The sequence below is a fragment of the Pseudohongiella sp. genome (genome assembly GCF_011050365.1).
In the GTDB taxonomy this organism is placed as follows: domain Bacteria; phylum Pseudomonadota; class Gammaproteobacteria; order Pseudomonadales; family Pseudohongiellaceae; genus Pseudohongiella.
In genome coordinates this window covers 143,670-159,361 of record NZ_DRFV01000007.1, presented here as the reverse complement: position 1 = coordinate 159,361, position 15,692 = coordinate 143,670, and the positions used below count along the sequence as shown (strand labels likewise).

The following is a 15,692-nucleotide window of genomic DNA, read 5'->3' as shown; positions in this document are numbered from 1 at the left end:
CGGTAATCAGACCGACAGATCCAGCACCAGCCGGCCGGTACTCTCACCGCGCAGCACACTGGCCAGCGCATCGCCTAACTCATTCATGCCCAGGCGGGTTTCCAGATCAGCCAGATGAGACAGTTTCCACTGCGTCGCCAGTTTCTGCCACACCTGGCGCTTATGCTCCAGCGGCAGATTGACTGAGTCCACCCCCAGCAGATTCACGCCCCGCAAGATAAACGGGAACACACTGGCCTGAAATTGCGGTGACGCAACCAGACCACAGCAAGCGACACTGCCACCGTATTTAAGCGCCTTGACGACATTAAACAGGATGTCGCCACCAACCACATCAACCGCACCGGCCCACAATTCTTTGGTCATCGGTTTTGGCGACACGTCGATGTAATCATCACGGCCAATAATGTCAGTGGCCCCCAGTCCGCGCAGAAAATCGTGCGATGCAGCGGAACCGCTCATCGCAGTCACCTCATAACCCAGTTGCGCCAACAACGCCACCGCAAAACTGCCGACCCCGCCACTGGCACCGGTCACCAGCACCGGGCCGTGCTCGGGGCGCAGACCGTTCTGCAATAACTTGTCGACACACAGGGCGGCGGTAAAACCTGCGGTGCCAATGATCATGCTTTCCGCCAGGCTCAGACCCTGGGGACGCTTCACCACCCATCCGGCCGGCACCCGAATATATTGGCCAAAACCACCGGCGGTGTTCATGCCCAGATCATAACCAATAACAATGACCTCATCACCGGCAGCAAAGCCGGCATCGGAGGATTCCGCCACCACACCCGCTGCATCAATACCAGGCGTATGAGGATATTGCCGGGTCACACCCTTGTTACCGACGGATGACAAGGCATCCTTGAAATTCAGTGAGGAATAGGCAACGCGGATCAATACATCACCGGCCGGCAAATCGGCAACCTTGCGCTGCGCGATCGCCCCCTGATAAACGGGCTTTTCCGAAGATGTGTTGTCCCGGGGGACTTCCTGCACTACAAAGGCGTCAAAGGTTTCCTGATCCAGTTTCATAATCTTTCCTGTCGGTTCATGAATAACGACCCGTTCACCATACATGGAGGGCCCTGTCGATGCGCATGTACGGTCTCAGAATTGGCGCTGCTCGCGCAATCGCTGCCACCAGTTCAACAATGTCTTGTCCATGGCTTTTTGCAGAACTCCGCCCAGCTTCTCTCCCAGCGGCACACGAATTTCATAGCTTACTTCATAGACGTCCGATTCCTTGCAGGCAGTGACAACATAATCATCACTGGTGCTGATCGAATCCACCATTTTACGCTCCTGTGCCTGCGTGCCGGTCCAGGTTTCACCGGTGGCAATGATGTCTATGTCGACCACCGGCCGATACTCTTTGACCCACTGCTTGAACAGCACATGCATCTCTTCGACTTCCTGCTTGACCTTGTCCCGCCCTTTCTCCGTAATTTCACTGAATGGCGTCAGCGTGCGTTTGTATTCGCCGGCGGTGATCATCTCAAAGTCGACATCGTTCTTTTTCAACAGTCGATGGATATTGGGCAACTGTACCAGGACACCGATGGAACCGAGGATGGCGAAGGGCGCCGCAACAATACGATCCGCGACACAGGCCATCATGTAACCGCCACTGGCCGCCACCTTGTCCACACTGATGGTCAACGGAATTCCCTGCTGTTTGAAGCGCAGTAACTGCGACGACGCCAGACCGTAGGCATGAACCATACCCCCCGGGCTTTCCAGGCGCAGCATGACTTCATCCTGGGGTTCCGCCATGGTTAACACAGCCGTGATTTCCTGTCGCAGCGACTCCAGCCCCGACGCCTCCATGTCACCATTAAAGTCCAGCACGTACACCCGTCGCCGACGGGTCTCGCCACTATCGGTTTTCAGTTTTTTCTCTTCATCCTTGAGACGTTTTTTTTCCGCTTTGGCAAAACGTTTCAGCGAAAATTTGTCCAGTATTGAGCGCCGCAAGCCTTCCTGCAGCGATTCGATCTCCTTGTTGACATGTGTCACGCTCAAATATCCGCGCTGCAACTGCCGGCGATTGCGCTGTCCGGCAGTGATCATCATACTCAGAATGGCAAACACGGCGATCACAATAGTCGCAGTCTTTGCCAGAAAAATCACATAGTCGATAACGTATTCCAAAGTTCAACTCCTGTTTACTGATCGTCCGATGCCCTCACGGCATCACAATATTCCTGTATCAACTGCCCTGCCACGCTGATGGTCGGCGCCGGTGTTTCAGGCAAGTTATTGACATCATACCAGTGCGCCTCGGCGATTTCGGCCGCTTCAGGTACGATCTCACCACCGACATAGTCAGCATAAAATCCCAGCATCAACTGTGACGGAAATGGCCACGGCTGACTTTTGACGTAGCGGATATTGTCAATTTCAAGACCCACCTCTTCATACACTTCGCGCGCAACCGCCTCCTCGGCGCTCTCGCCGGGTTCGATAAACCCTGCCAGGCAACTGAAAAAAGTCGCGCCACGTCTGACACTTCGGGCCAGCAGAATCCTGTCGCCCCGCGTCACCAGTACAATAATGCAGGGGTTGATACGGGGATAATAATCCACTTCACAATGCTGACATGCCAGCAATTGCTGTTGTTTGCGCAATACATTCTCGGCACCACAACTGCCGCAGAAACGATGGCTGCGAAACCAGTTCAGCAATTGGCTGGCGCGCCCGGCCAGGATAAAAGCATCAAAACCCTGATGCAGGAGAAACTGACGCACCGGCATGGGTTCGATATGCGCCAGTGCCGGTGGTACGCGGGACAGCTGCACAGCATCACAGGGGGGGTGTTGCACGGCCAGTGGCGCCACATGAACACGCGCATGCGTAAACGTTTCCAGATCATCGAACTGGTGCGAAGACCACATCGGGCTGTCTCCGTTCAGTAACAGCCGGTCCTCAAAGAACAGTATCAGATCATGCCCGGCATTGCGTTGGTGAACGTCAACGGTCAAATGATTTCCCCGGTGATTTCATCTTCTTCGTCATCGTCATCAAAGTCATCTGCGGGCAGCACAGCGCTGACGGCAACACTGTCAGGCGTGGGTACCATCTGATCACCCTGCAGCCAGAGGCAACGCTCTCCACTGACCTTGTTGATCTGTGCCAGAAACGACTCATGGGCGCCCAGTTCCTCGGCACTGGGCTGAATCACCGTCAGCACCAGACCGTCACGACTGAGCCCCTGATGATGATCCTGCCCGGAACGCTCGGCTGACTCGTCAGCAGCCAGTGACAAATCGGTTTGTCCGCCACTGAGCATTAAATACACGTCGGCCAGAATTTCGGCGTCCAGCAACGCGCCGTGCAAGTCACGCTGCGAGTTGTCGACACCATAACGCTTGCACAGCGCATCCAGGCTGTTGCGCTGACCGGGGTGTTTGCGCCGGGCCATCCCCAGGGTATCGGTTATCGTGCAGTGGTCCTCCATGCGGCCGTAGGCATCGCCCAGGCGGGCCAGCTCCGCATTCAGGAACCCGATATCAAACGGGGCGTTATGTATCAACAGCTCCGCCCCTTTAACAAAAGTCAGGAATTCATCCACAACCGCGGAAAACTCGGGTTTGTCATTCAGAAATTCATTGCTGATGCCGTGGACTTCCTGTGCCGCCTCATCAACCTCCCGCATGGGGTTGGTGTACTGATGATAGTGGCGGCCAGTCAGGCGCCGGCGCTCAAGTTCAACACAGCCGATCTCGATGATTCGGTGGTTAACCGGGTCAAGGCCGGTGGTTTCAGTATCCAGTACTATTTGACGCATATCTCTCCATTCAGGATATCGCTAGAGCCCGGCTATGCCCAGGTTGGCCAGTTCATCGGCACGTTCGTTGCCGACATCACCGCTGTGTCCTTTAACCCAGCGCCAGTCAATGTCATGAAGCTGACTCAGGGCGTCCAGCTGCTGCCACAAGTCCTGATTCAGTACCGGCTTTTTGGCAGCCGTTTTCCAGCCACGCTGCTTCCAGCCAGGCAACCACTGTTCAATCCCGTTCAACACGTATTTGGAATCGCTGTGCAGGACCACTTTGCAGCCCGGCTTTTTCAGCGCCTCCAGCGCGCGGATAACGGCCGTCAGTTCCATACGATTGTTGGTGGTCATGGCCTCGCCGCCATGCAGCGTTTTTTCCACGCCCCTGAAGCTGAGGACAACGCCCCAACCGCCTTTGCCCGGATTACCTTTGCAAGCCCCATCTGTATATATTTCAACCATATCCTGCAAACTTCAAATCCTTTACTTTAATTCAACAACACTCAGTTGCCGGCGTCGTCCTGACGCAAATTCTTGCGTGGCGGCATCGGTATCACAGTCCCTCTTCCGGAGGCCACACGACCGGTTTCGGCCAACGGTGCACCCAGGGCAGGCGCCCGCAGTTTGGGCCAGCGCGGCGCGACCGGCGTCACGGGCATGCGCTGCTTGCTGGCCACAATCAAATAAAAGGCGCCGGTCGGATTACCCAGGCGATCAAACCAGTGTTCAAATCTGGCGGCCTGAGACAGCATTCGGGGATGCCCGAGCGGCGGCATGAAACCGCCGTAAGACACCTTCTCGACATGAAAATCCAGCAACCGCAACCAGTCGGTCAGCCGCCGCCGGGAAATGAATCGTGCGTTCCAGGGTGTCTGCCGGTGCCAGCGCATGAGTCCGCTGATCCCCCACAGGCTCACCGGGTTGAAACCCAGAATGAGCAACCGACCGCCGGGCATCAGCACGCGGGTTGCCTCGCGCAGCAGACGATGGCTATCCGGGGTGAAATCCAGGGCATGGTGCAGCAGGACGGCATCGATACTGTCCGTACCCAGCGGTAAAGCCTCATTGTCGGCTACCGGTGCCTGCCGTTGCGGATCCCAGGCGGGTGCAAAACAGATTTTGTGACCCACCGGGCACTCATCCAGCATTGATATGCCGGGTGAACACGACAGTTGCAGCATGTGATAACCAAAGACCCGACTGATCACCGGCGCCAATTGTGCCTTTTCCGCCTCAATCAGCGCATTGCCCAATGGACTGTGCATCCAGTCATCAAGCATCGGTGCCAGCGCCACCGGATCCGGTATGGTCCGACGTCGAGCAAGCAGCTTAACCATAATCATTCACCCCTGGCCGGATTCTAGCACCTGGCAAGCAAACGCAACAAACAGGATCTGCTATCATTGCGCTGCAGATAGCAGATTGTACACCGTGAAATCTCCGGAGTTAGCCAATGGCATTAACCATAACCCCCATCCCCGCATTCACTGACAACTACATTTGGGCCTTGCACAACGCTGACGGTCAGGTCTATGTGGTTGATCCCGGCGACGCCAGTCCCGTCACTGCGTGGCTGACGTCAAACCAGCTTACTCTGGCCGGCATACTGATTACGCACCACCACGCTGATCACACCGGTGGTATTGACGGCCTGCTGGCCAGCGCGCAGGTACCTGTTTACGGGCCTGCGGGCGGCCATATCAAACAGATCGATCATACGTTACAGGAAGGCGATCAGGTTACGGTGCTGGGGCATGCCTTTGACATCATGGAGACGCCCGGACACACGCTGGACCATATCGTGTATTTTCATCCCGGCCTCCCGGATGACGCTGACAGTGTCCCCTTGCTGTTTTGTGGCGACACGCTGTTCGCCGGTGGCTGTGGCCGAATTTTTGAGGGCAACCCGACCATGATGTACAATTCCCTGCAACGGCTGGCAGCACTGCCCGCGGAGACTCAGGTATTCTGTGCCCACGAGTACACGCTGGCCAACCTGGCGTTTGCTGCCGGTGCTGATCCGGAGAACAGTGACCTTGCCCAACGCCAGGTCACTGAGCGCGACAAACGCGACCAGCAACGCCCGACATTGCCCTCAAGCATTTTACTGGAACAGCGAACCAATCCCTTTTTGCGTTGTCACAGTCAGGGTTTACAGGCAGCAGTACAGCAGCGCATATCACAGAAAATCGACACCGGGGTGGAACTCTTTACCGCTCTGCGTCGTCTTAAAGATCAGGCCTGACAACGGCCCGTGACAGATAACGGCACTGCTGATGGCAGATGCGTCCCGCAGCCCGACTCAGGTGATGTTGTGCGGGTGTTTTGTTTACCCATGGTATATTTGTTAGCGAGATGCTTGTTTATGGAAGACTCAAAAACATGAAAGCAGGTTCGAGATCCACCTTGGCGTCACGCCCCCCTGACGCGGCGCGTGCTTTCAGGCACACCAGATTCAGATTCCACCTCAGACCATTAACCGCGTTGATCGCTTCCGGCTTTCTGCTACAGGCCTGCAGCAACCTGCCGGCGTTAACAACAGAAGATGGTGACAGTTCGGTTTCCGGCAGCCAGCGGGGTTACACAGGCAACAGCGCACGCAATAATCGCAACAACCGACAGCAACTTGTGGTTAATGCCGGCACAGTTGATATCGCGAACGACTCCCTGCCCAGCCACGCCGACACCGTCTGGTACCGTGTCAGCAACGGCCTGCAATTTGCACAGGACTATCACAACGAGCAGATAGCGGAAGAAATCGAATGGTTCCGCAGCAATCCGCGATATGTTGCCGAAGTGACCGAACGGGCAACGCCATTCATCTACGATATCGTACAGGAAGTTGAGCGCCGCCACCTGCCTCTGGAGCTGGCACTGTTGCCGGTTATCGAAAGTGCATTCAATCCGATGGCGCGCTCCAGTCAGGACGCGGCAGGTCTTTGGCAGTTCATGGCCCCCACAGCGACCAGTATGGGCCTGAAGCGGGACTGGTGGTACGACGGCAGACATGACCCCGTCGCGTCTACCTCCGCGGCGCTGGACTATCTGGAGGCCCTGTATTCACAATTTGATGAAGACTGGCTGCTGGCGCTGGCGGCTTACAATGCCGGCCAGGGCAATGTGCAGCGCGCGATACGACGCAACCAGCAGCGCGGCCAGCCAACTGACTTCTGGTCCTTGCCACTGCCCCGGGAAACTCTGCGCCATGTACCGCGACTGCTGGGGCTGGCGCACGTCATGGCAGACCCTGATCAGTTTGAACTGACTGTCAGTCCGGTGCCAGATCAGCCCTACCTGGCATCCTATGATGTTGGTGAGCAGATTGATCTGAGTCTGGTCGCAACACTGGCCGAGCTTGAATCCGAGCTCGTTTACCAGTTGAATCCGGGTTATCTGCAATGGGCAACACACCCCGAGGGTCCGCATACAATCTCGTTGCCGGTGGACAGCTTGCCGGTTTTCGAAAACAATCTGTCCGCACTGGGTGACAGTCGTATCACCTGGGACCGCTATGTGATCCAGCCCGGCGACACCCTCAGCGGCATTGCCAGCCGTTTTGGCAGCCAGGTCGGTGTCCTGCAACAAACCAACAACCTCGTCGGCAGTCGTATCGTCGCGGGGGACTCCCTGTTGATTCCGCGTGCCTATCGCGCTGGTGAGACTCTGTCCCCACCCTCGGTGGTGCTGGCTGCGACCAACACGCAACCGGTACCTGCCGGACAATACACGGTGCGCAGCGGCGACAGCCTCTGGCGTATAGCCAATCGCTACCGCATGAGCGTTGAGGAGCTGGCAAGCTGGAACGATATTGAGATCAATTCAGTGTTGCGACCGGGACAACGCCTGCGACTGGAACCCGACACCATTGCAGCGGCCGATGTCAGCAATATCAGTGGCGGTCCGACACCTTTGCAATATGAAGTCCGATCCGGTGACTCACTGGCAAGAATCGCGCGCGAGCACGGCGTCAGTATCGACGAAATCACCCGCTGGAACCGGATCGGTCGCAGCAGCGTCATCCATCCCGGGCAGGAACTTGTGTTGTACCTTGAGTGAGCACAGGCGCGCTCAGTGAACAACTGATTGCTGGCGGTGCCCGGTTATAACAACCGGGCACCAATCAGAATCACCACCAGCATCACCGCCACCCAAAGCAGCATACTGCCGGTAGGCCAGGTTCTTGCCAATGGACCGTCAGGGCCGTGATAGCGAATCCAGAGCTGCGGCAGACGCTTGCCCTGATCAATCACCAGGGTCTGGAATAGGCCGTTGAGTACCACCAGCCAATGGACAAAACTCTTCCAGAGTTTCGGTCCCAACTTGCGATAGAAAAAGTCGATATCCAGGCTGATGGTCAATGTGCGTTTCATCAGCGGCAACGTGACAAAGAATGCCAGACCCGCGAACAGCAGCAATTGCAACTGAGTCACCAGATGGTCTGCCGTATAGGGCACGTAGGTCACTTCATAGGGCAGGAACTGATACAGCAGTGACGGGAACACACCCAGCAGCACACAGGCCACGGCAAATATGATCATCGCCGCCTGCATGTTCCAGGACGGGTCTTTGGGCCGCAACCCGGAATCTTTCTGGAAGAACACGAACCACGGGAACTTGATCCCGGCATGCAGGAAAACACCCGCTGAAGCCGCCACCAGACCATACCAGACAAAGGCCAGCTCACCGTAGGCAGCACTCTGGCTGATCATGGATTTGGAGATAAACCCAGAGGTATAAGGAAACGAGGAAATGGCCAGTGCCCCGATGGTGCCGCAAATCGCGGTCACCGGCATGGTTCGATACAAACCACCCAGATCCGTACACTTGCGCTTGCCGGTCTGCACAATGACCGCGCCTGCACTCATCAGCAGCAATGCCTTGTAGATGATGTGCGAGAAAGCGTGTGCCGCCACCCCGTTCAGTGCCAGCTCGGTACCGATCCCCACGCCCACCACCATGAACCCCACCTGATTGACGATCGAGTACGCCAGAATGCGGCGCATATCGTTCTCCATCAGGGCGTAAATGATGCCGTAAAAAATCATGTACAGACCGACCCAGATCAGCACCTGCTGGCCGGGGAACAACAACAGCAAGGCCAGCACCGCGGTTTTGGTAGTAAATGCCGACAGAATCACCGACCCGGTCGGGCTGGCTTCGGGATAGGCATCAGATAGCCAGGCACTGACCGGGGGCGCCGCTGCGTTGATCAGCACACCAATCAGAATCATCCAGGTGGCAAAGCTGTCCAGCATCAGCGCCTGCACCTCGATCGAGCCGGTCTGCACGGCGACACCCTCAATGCCGATTTTCAGCACAATGCCGCCGATCAGGTGCATGATGCCGTAACGAATACCGGCCCGGCGGGCTTCCTCGGTACCACCACACCAGACCACAACCGTGGAGAACAGGGCCATGAATTCCCAGAACAGGAACAGCGTAATCAGGTCACCGGCAAACGATACCCCGACGGCGCCGGCAGCGTATGCCATCGATGCCGACATCTCCACCACGCGGGCATGCTGAAATGCGAAAAAACCGCCGATCATTGCCATCAGGGCAAAGATGGTGGCAAATAGCCGACGCACATTGCTGGCTTCAACCAATTCGACTTCGTATCCCAGGAAGCGCGCCGTTAACAGCACGCCATCGTCCAGATTCCAGATCATCAATAATGTCAGTAACGGCACCAGTACCAACAGAACCGGGCGGAAACTGGCGCGCACCACCGGCAGCAGCATCGCGCCCAGAATCATGATGAACGCGGGTGGGAACATTAATTCAGAGATCGTCATAATACGTATCCGGACGCTTCAGAAACAAACCCAGCACCTTGGCGAATATCACCATGCCCAGGCAGCTAACAAATCCAAAAATGGCGTAAAAGGCAAACCAGCCATCGACTGTGAAATAGTCGTGCACATCGATAAACAGCTGAGCCAGGACCGTCAATGCCAGGATGCCGGAAAACAGCCACCACAGCAGACGAATGGTTTTTGCACGCACCAGCCAGTGGGGCTGCCCGTCTTTCAGATCCGGCACTTCCACTCTGGGACAATTCTCGCCATAGATGACCGGCTTCAACCCGGCATATAGAGGATCGTCGGCAAGCTTTGTGTCGTCAGGTTGCTCGCTCATTACGGCATACCTCCTACAAGCTGGGTTTCAAGATCCAGTACCGGACCGTTAAAGAAGAAGAACAACAGCGTCAGCGAAGCGGTCACGCACAGGGCAATCACCATGCTGGGCGGCGCTTCGCCGTGATCTTTGAGTTTCACATCTTCCGGTTTAAAGAAGGCGTTGAAAATAATGGGCAGGAAATAGGCCGCGTTCAGCGCGGTCGACAGAATCAGCACCACCAGCACAAAATAATTGTCGAGCTGGAAAGCACCGGCGATGATAAACCACTTGGAAACGAAACCGGCGGTTGGCGGCACCCCGATCATGGACAAGGCACCGATAGCAAACGCAGCCATGGTATAGGGCATGCGCCACCCGATGCCGTTGAGCTGGGTGACTTCAGTTTTCTTGGAGGCCACATAAATGGCACCGGCGGTAAAGAACAGGGTGATTTTGCCAAATGCATGGGCAGCGATATGAATGGCGGCACCGATTTCAGAGAACGGTGCCAGTGCCATGGTCGCCATCACAATGTAGCTGAGCTGACCGATGGTGGAATACGCCAACAAACGCTTGATATTGGTCTGCCGCAAGGCGATGCAGGATGCTGCGATCACGGTGAAACCGGCCATATACACCGCGATGCTCTCGTACGGTACGCTGGCCAGATAGTCGGTACCAAAGATGTAAATAACCACCTTGGTCAGCGTGAAGACGCCCGCCTTGACCACCGCAACCGCGTGCAGCAGCGCTGACACCGGTGTCGGCGCCACCATCGCCGCTGGCAGCCACTTGTGTACCGGCATGACCGCAGCCTTGGCAACACCAAACAGGAACAGCAGCAACAGTATCGTCGCCGAACCGGCTGCCAGGTTGCCCTCAAGAATGCCACCCGGGACAAAATCGAGCGTACCGGCTACCGCATAGACCCAGATAATGGCTGGCAGCAGGAACACGATTGACGTGGTCATCAGAATGCCGAGATAGGTACGTCCACCCGCCTTCGCTTTGGCATCACCTTTGTGAGTCACCAGCGGATAGGTGGAAATGGTCAGCACTTCGTAGAAAATAAACAGTGTCAGCAGGTTTGCGGAAAACGCCACACCCATGGCGCCAAACAGCGCGAGGGCAAAACACACATAAAACCGTGTCTGATTTATTTCATTGGTGCCACGCATGTAGCCGAAGGCATAGACCGACGTCACTACCCACAAGCCACTGGCGATCATGGCAAAAAGAATCGACAAAGGTTCGGTGTTGAACGCGATACCCACGCCGGACATCACCTCGAACAGCTCAACTCCGATGTCTTCACCGGCATTCAGACCGATCAGGACCCGGATAACCAGGGCAAACAGGCTCAACGCGGTCACCATGGTGATGGTCTCGCGCAGGTTGGGCCAACGGCCGGTCAAGCCGATCAGTACTGCCCCCAATAATGGGGTCAGCAGCGTCAGTATCAGTGCAGTATTAGCAGTCACCGGACAACACCTCCTGCCATCAACTGCGCAGCAGCCGCTTCGGCGATATCAACAGTCAAACGGGTATCAATGCCGAAATAGATATTGGCAAAAATGAGGATCCACACCGGAATCAGCAAACTGGCTGGTGCCTCGCGCCGGGTCGGATCCCTGGCTTCGCCAAAGAAACCTGCTTCCACCACGCGGCCGACATACACCACTGCCAGCATTGAACCTGCCAGGATCACGATCACAACCGGCCACCAGCCGAGCTCTATGGCTGCCAGTATCAAATGCCACTTGCTGACAAAACCTACTGTCAGAGGGACACCAATAAGGCTGAGACCACCAATAACAAAGGCCCAGAACGTCAACGGCATGGTTTTGGCCAGGCCCTGCATATCGGACAGATTGGTGCCTCCCATGCGATACATGACAGCACCCAGGGTCATGAACAAGGCACCCTTCATCAGACCGTGATTGAATACGTGCAGCAACGCTGCGGTTAGTCCCATCGCGGTACCCATGGCGATGCCGAGCACGATGTAGCCGATCTGGGCGACACTGGAATACGCCAGCATACGTTTGATATTGGGTTGACCGATGCTGACAGTGGAGGCGCTCAGCAGCCCGATCACCGCCAGAGGAATCAGTACTTCTGCCAGCGGCTCGGCACCAAAACTGTATTCAGGACCAAAAATGGTAAACACAAACCGGATCAGGATATACACCGCCACCTTGGTAGCAGTCGCACCCAGCAGTGCCGTCACCGCCGATGGCGAATAGGTATATGCGTTGGGCAACCACAGGTGCAGTGGGAACAGCGCCAGTTTCAGGCAGATACCGGTGACGATAAAGGCGAAGCCGGTTCTTACTGTGCTGCTGTCGCTGATCGCAGGCAGGCGCTCGGCCAGATCGGCCATGTTCAGAGTGCCGGTCATCACATACAGCAGGCCAATGCCGATCAGGTAGAAGGTGCCACCAATAGTCCCCATGACGAGGTAGGAAAACGACGCTGTCAGCGCGCGCCGGTCACGACCCATGGCGATCAGTGTATAGGTCGCCAGAGAGGATATTTCCAGGAACACAAACACATTGAAGGCATCGCCGGTGGCGGTCATGCCACACAACCCCAGGCTCAGCAGCAACAAGGCGGCATAGAACATCGGGCTGCGTTCAGCGCCGACTTCCTGCTCTACGCTCAATCGTGCATACGGCATAACCACGCTGGCCAGGCCGGTGATCAGCACCAGCAACAGCGCATTGGCAAAATCTATCCGGTATTCAATACCCCAGGGTGCTTCCCAGCCACCCATGGTGTAAATGATCACGCCTTCGGCCTGTACCTGTATTAGCAGAAGTACGGCACAAAGCAGGGCAAACCAGGATACCAGCGTCGACAGCAGCCAGGGCCACGTGGCACCTCGCATAAGAGCGACAATCGGCGCCGCCAGCAGCGGCGCAAGCACTACGAGTACAGGAAGATGCATTAACATTAGAGTGAGGAGTCCATTTTGTGCAGGTCGTCTTCTTCAATGGTGCCGAACGACTCTTTAATACGGATAGACAGTGCCAGTCCTACTGCGGTAGTCGCCACCCCAACCACAATCGCGGTCAGGATCAGCACGTGGGTCAACGGGTTTGAATACAGCTCCACATTTTCATTAAACACGGGCCCGGCACCGCCGCTGATATAACCGAAACTGATATACATGAAAAACACCGAGGTCTGAAACACGTTAAGACCGATCAGTTTTTTCACCAGGTTACTGCTGGAGATGACCATATACAGTCCGGTCATCATCAGAAATATGATGATCAGATAATTCCAGATTCCCAGTCCGCTCATGACGCGTCTCCTTCGGGCTCACCGCGGGCAGCAAAGGCAAAGAACATCAGCATGATGACAGCGGTTACTGTCAGGCCCACACCAAACTCCACCAGTATGATGCCCAGATGCTGACCCGCCACCGGGTAAGCTCCCAGTACATTGTAGTCAAGGTAATTCGCACCCAGCAGCAACGAGGCAACACCAACACCGGCGTACAACAGCACACCGCCCGAGGCGACGATGCGAAGTATCCATTCTGGCGCGATTTTTTGTGTTGCACGCACACCAAACAAAAGCGTGTGGATGACAAACGCGGAGGCAAATATAACACCGGCCTGGAAACCGCCACCGGGACCAAAATCGCCGTGGAACTGAACATAAAGGGCAAACAACATGATGTAGGGGATCAGAAACTTACCGACAACACGCAGGATCATATGATCATTCATCTGTGTTTTCCTCCTCACGACGACGTCCGCCGATCAACAGCAGCACCCCGATACCCGCGGTAAAGATCACCACCACCTCACCCAGCGTATCGAAACCCCGGTAGCTGGCCAGCACCGCTGTCACCAGGTTAGGGACATCAATTTCAGACATGGACTGGAAAATGTAGCGCGGTGCGACGTGCGTCTGAGCCGGGTTATCGGCAGCACCAAACGGTGGCAGATCAACAATGCCGTATACCAGTGTGGCACCGGTGACCAGCACAATGATCAGCGGCAGGAAACTGATCTTCTTTTTCACCAGCGGCTTTTCGTTATCGCGCCCGACAAGACTCAGCGTTGCCAGCATCAGAATCGTGGAGATACCGGCACCCACTGCCGCTTCAGTGAAAGCGACGTCAGCCGCATCCAGCAGCATGAAAAGTGATGCCGATACCAGGCTGTAAATACCAAACAGCATGACGGCGGTCAGCACATTGCGAATACGCACGATGGCGATCGAGATGACAGCCAGAAACGCCAGCAGGAATATATCAATGAGTTGTTCGAAAATCATGACGCACGTCCTTCGTTGCCCAGACCAGCGCCGGCATCAGTTTTGACCCAGGGTTTCAGGCCACCGTGCCGTGCCGCTTTGGCCAGGGCGTGAGTCGCTGTCGGACAGGTAAACAGCATGAACATGAAGATCAGCAGCAGCTTGACACTGGCCAGCGTCAGACCGAACTGCAGCATCAACCCACCGACAAAGAAACCGGTGCACAGGGTATCGGTTATACCCGCGGCGTGCATACGTGTATAGAAATCCGGAAATCGTAATATACCGATGGCACCAACAACGCCAAGCACGGCACCCAGACCCAGCAGAATAGCGGACAGCACTTGCACAATATCCACGATTATTTGCCCTCCTGGTTTTCGCCAGTGTGGTCGGGAGCTGCATCGTCTCCGGCATGCCCCAGACTGCCATACTCGAAATACTTCATCACCGCGATGATGGCAATGAAATTGATCATGGCGTAAACCAGCGCTATATCAAGATAGTCACCGCGCCCGGCGATCGCCGCAATAACCGCGATCAACAAAACTGTCTTGGTGCCAAACATATTGACGGCCAAAATGCGGTCATAGATTGTCGGGCCCAACAACGCACGTGTGATGGCGAGCGTCATGGTCACCAGAATGGCCAGAGCGGCCGACGTCAGAATCATGATTTTTCCTCGATGCTGGCAGGCACGCGTTCGTCAAGGGTGCCTTGTTCCACACCTTCCGCGCTTTCCTCGTTCAGGGCGTGAACTTCGATCATGTCGCCCTCCACCTGCAACGTTACGGTACCAGGTGTCAAGGTCACTGAGTTACCCAGCACGACTTTCCCCAGCTCACTGCGCTGGTTAATCCGGACATTAATAATACGGGGGTCGATATCAGGGTTGCGACTGAGGATGGTGACAACCATCTTCACATTGGAGACGCCAATCTCCCATAACAGGTACAGCCAGTACCTGACCAGCTTCATGCTCAGATGCAGCGGGTGGCTTTCCTCGTCAACCACATCCATACGATGTGCAACGAAGGCCACAAACAGAACCGAGACGATACCCAGGGAAATCAAAAGTGGTTTGGTGTAACCCGACAGTACCCACCACAGAAGGGCGAGAAAAAACAACAGACCTGTCATGTGTTTCATTTTTTGTATTGCCTCAATGCTGACGACAGACTCTTGCATCCTGTCAGCCCAGACTCATTGTTATTCCGGAAGAATCCGGGGCGTTAACGCCGGTATTCGTGTCAAATTACATCAACTTGTGACGGCAGAGCACGTTTGTGACAAATATGTCAGCATGCTGTCAAAACTCAACAATTCTTGTGCGACAGCCAGAAATAGCGAAGGTGAAAACTAGCAAAACGGGGCAATATTGGCAAGAAAATCCGTACCCTCGTCTGCCGAAAAAAGCTCGAAACCGGTTGACCTGAACACTGCCACGTCTTTCCCGGGCGTAAAAAAGCCGAAGGCAACAGGTGTTACCCCCGGCTTTTTCTCCGGTCTGTCTCAAGCCCGG

General features: G+C 55.7%; 18 protein-coding genes. 2 read left to right on the top strand and 16 right to left on the bottom strand.

Features of this window, described 5'->3' with window-relative positions:
• Positions 1-6: 6 nt before the first annotated feature.
• The 6 genes from ENH71_RS05795 to ENH71_RS05770 form a co-directional block, all read right to left on the bottom strand.
• Complete coding sequence (locus ENH71_RS05795) at positions 7-1,035, bottom strand: YhdH/YhfP family quinone oxidoreductase (protein ID WP_294130049.1); 1,029 nt, start codon at positions 1,033-1,035, stop codon at positions 7-9.
• Positions 1,036-1,110: 75 nt separating this feature from the next.
• Complete coding sequence (gene sohB / locus ENH71_RS05790) at positions 1,111-2,154, bottom strand: protease SohB (protein WP_294130052.1); 1,044 nt, start codon at positions 2,152-2,154, stop codon at positions 1,111-1,113.
• 14 nt (positions 2,155-2,168) lie between these two features.
• Positions 2,169-2,984, bottom strand: coding sequence for an NAD(+) diphosphatase (gene nudC, locus ENH71_RS05785; RefSeq protein ID WP_294130054.1), 816 nt, complete (start codon positions 2,982-2,984; stop codon positions 2,169-2,171).
• Positions 2,981-3,790 carry a DNA polymerase III subunit epsilon gene (gene dnaQ / locus ENH71_RS05780; protein ID WP_294130055.1) on the bottom strand — a complete coding sequence of 270 codons (810 nt, stop codon included), beginning with the start codon at positions 3,788-3,790 and terminating at the stop codon, positions 2,981-2,983. The genes nudC and dnaQ overlap by 4 nt, the downstream gene beginning before the upstream one ends.
• 21 nt (positions 3,791-3,811) lie before the next feature.
• Positions 3,812-4,240: a ribonuclease HI gene (gene rnhA, locus ENH71_RS05775; RefSeq protein ID WP_294130056.1), complete on the bottom strand. Its 429-nt coding sequence runs from the start codon at positions 4,238-4,240 to the stop codon at positions 3,812-3,814.
• A 41-nt stretch (positions 4,241-4,281) separates the two neighbouring features.
• The gene (locus ENH71_RS05770; protein ID WP_294130057.1) at positions 4,282-5,115 is read right to left on the bottom strand and encodes a class I SAM-dependent methyltransferase; all 834 of its coding nucleotides are present in this window, start codon (positions 5,113-5,115) and stop codon (positions 4,282-4,284) included.
• Positions 5,116-5,231: 116 nt separating this feature from the next.
• Here ENH71_RS05770 and gloB point away from each other — a divergent pair, with 116 nt between their 5' ends.
• Entirely contained in the window at positions 5,232-6,023 is a 792-nt protein-coding gene (gene gloB / locus ENH71_RS05765) for a hydroxyacylglutathione hydrolase (protein WP_294130058.1), read from the top strand.
• A gap of 137 nt (positions 6,024-6,160) precedes the next feature.
• Complete coding sequence (locus ENH71_RS05760) at positions 6,161-7,834, top strand: lytic transglycosylase (protein ID WP_294130059.1); 1,674 nt, start codon at positions 6,161-6,163, stop codon at positions 7,832-7,834.
• 44 nt (positions 7,835-7,878) lie between these two features.
• On the opposite strand, the gene ENH71_RS05755 is transcribed toward ENH71_RS05760, so the two are convergent.
• Genes ENH71_RS05755 through ENH71_RS05710 form a run of 10 tightly spaced genes read right to left on the bottom strand, consistent with a single transcriptional unit; the run spans position 7,879 to position 15,319 of the window.
• The gene (locus tag ENH71_RS05755; protein ID WP_294130060.1) at positions 7,879-9,573 is read right to left on the bottom strand and encodes a Na(+)/H(+) antiporter subunit D; all 1,695 of its coding nucleotides are present in this window, start codon (positions 9,571-9,573) and stop codon (positions 7,879-7,881) included.
• A complete protein-coding gene (locus ENH71_RS05750) occupies positions 9,560-9,916 on the bottom strand; it encodes a hypothetical protein (protein ID WP_294130061.1) in 357 nt (118 codons plus the stop codon). The genes ENH71_RS05755 and ENH71_RS05750 overlap by 14 nt, the downstream gene beginning before the upstream one ends.
• Positions 9,916-11,379 carry a proton-conducting transporter transmembrane domain-containing protein gene (locus tag ENH71_RS05745; protein ID WP_294130062.1) on the bottom strand — a complete coding sequence of 488 codons (1,464 nt, stop codon included), beginning with the start codon at positions 11,377-11,379 and terminating at the stop codon, positions 9,916-9,918. Before ENH71_RS05745 ends, ENH71_RS05750 begins: the two co-directional genes overlap by 1 nt.
• Positions 11,376-12,854: a monovalent cation/H+ antiporter subunit D family protein gene (locus ENH71_RS05740; RefSeq protein ID WP_294130064.1), complete on the bottom strand. Its 1,479-nt coding sequence runs from the start codon at positions 12,852-12,854 to the stop codon at positions 11,376-11,378. The genes ENH71_RS05745 and ENH71_RS05740 overlap by 4 nt, the downstream gene beginning before the upstream one ends.
• Positions 12,854-13,207, bottom strand: a complete 354-nt coding sequence (locus ENH71_RS05735; RefSeq protein WP_294130065.1) for a cation:proton antiporter subunit C — start codon at positions 13,205-13,207, stop codon at positions 12,854-12,856. The genes ENH71_RS05740 and ENH71_RS05735 overlap by 1 nt, the downstream gene beginning before the upstream one ends.
• Positions 13,204-13,638: a Na(+)/H(+) antiporter subunit B gene (locus ENH71_RS05730; RefSeq protein WP_294130066.1), complete on the bottom strand. Its 435-nt coding sequence runs from the start codon at positions 13,636-13,638 to the stop codon at positions 13,204-13,206. Before ENH71_RS05730 ends, ENH71_RS05735 begins: the two co-directional genes overlap by 4 nt.
• On the bottom strand, positions 13,631-14,191 hold the full coding sequence (locus ENH71_RS05725; RefSeq protein ID WP_294130067.1) for a DUF4040 domain-containing protein: 561 nt from the start codon (positions 14,189-14,191) through the stop codon (positions 13,631-13,633). The genes ENH71_RS05730 and ENH71_RS05725 overlap by 8 nt, the downstream gene beginning before the upstream one ends.
• A complete protein-coding gene (mnhG, locus tag ENH71_RS05720) occupies positions 14,188-14,529 on the bottom strand; it encodes a monovalent cation/H(+) antiporter subunit G (RefSeq protein WP_317622332.1) in 342 nt (113 codons plus the stop codon). Before mnhG ends, ENH71_RS05725 begins: the two co-directional genes overlap by 4 nt.
• A gap of 2 nt (positions 14,530-14,531) precedes the next feature.
• The gene (locus tag ENH71_RS05715) at positions 14,532-14,843 is read right to left on the bottom strand and encodes an MrpF/PhaF family protein (RefSeq protein WP_317622333.1); all 312 of its coding nucleotides are present in this window, start codon (positions 14,841-14,843) and stop codon (positions 14,532-14,534) included.
• Positions 14,840-15,319 (bottom strand): Na+/H+ antiporter subunit E, encoded by a 480-nt coding sequence (locus ENH71_RS05710; protein ID WP_294130068.1) that lies wholly within the window; start codon positions 15,317-15,319, stop codon positions 14,840-14,842. The genes ENH71_RS05715 and ENH71_RS05710 overlap by 4 nt, the downstream gene beginning before the upstream one ends.
• Positions 15,320-15,692: the final 373 nt, after the last annotated feature.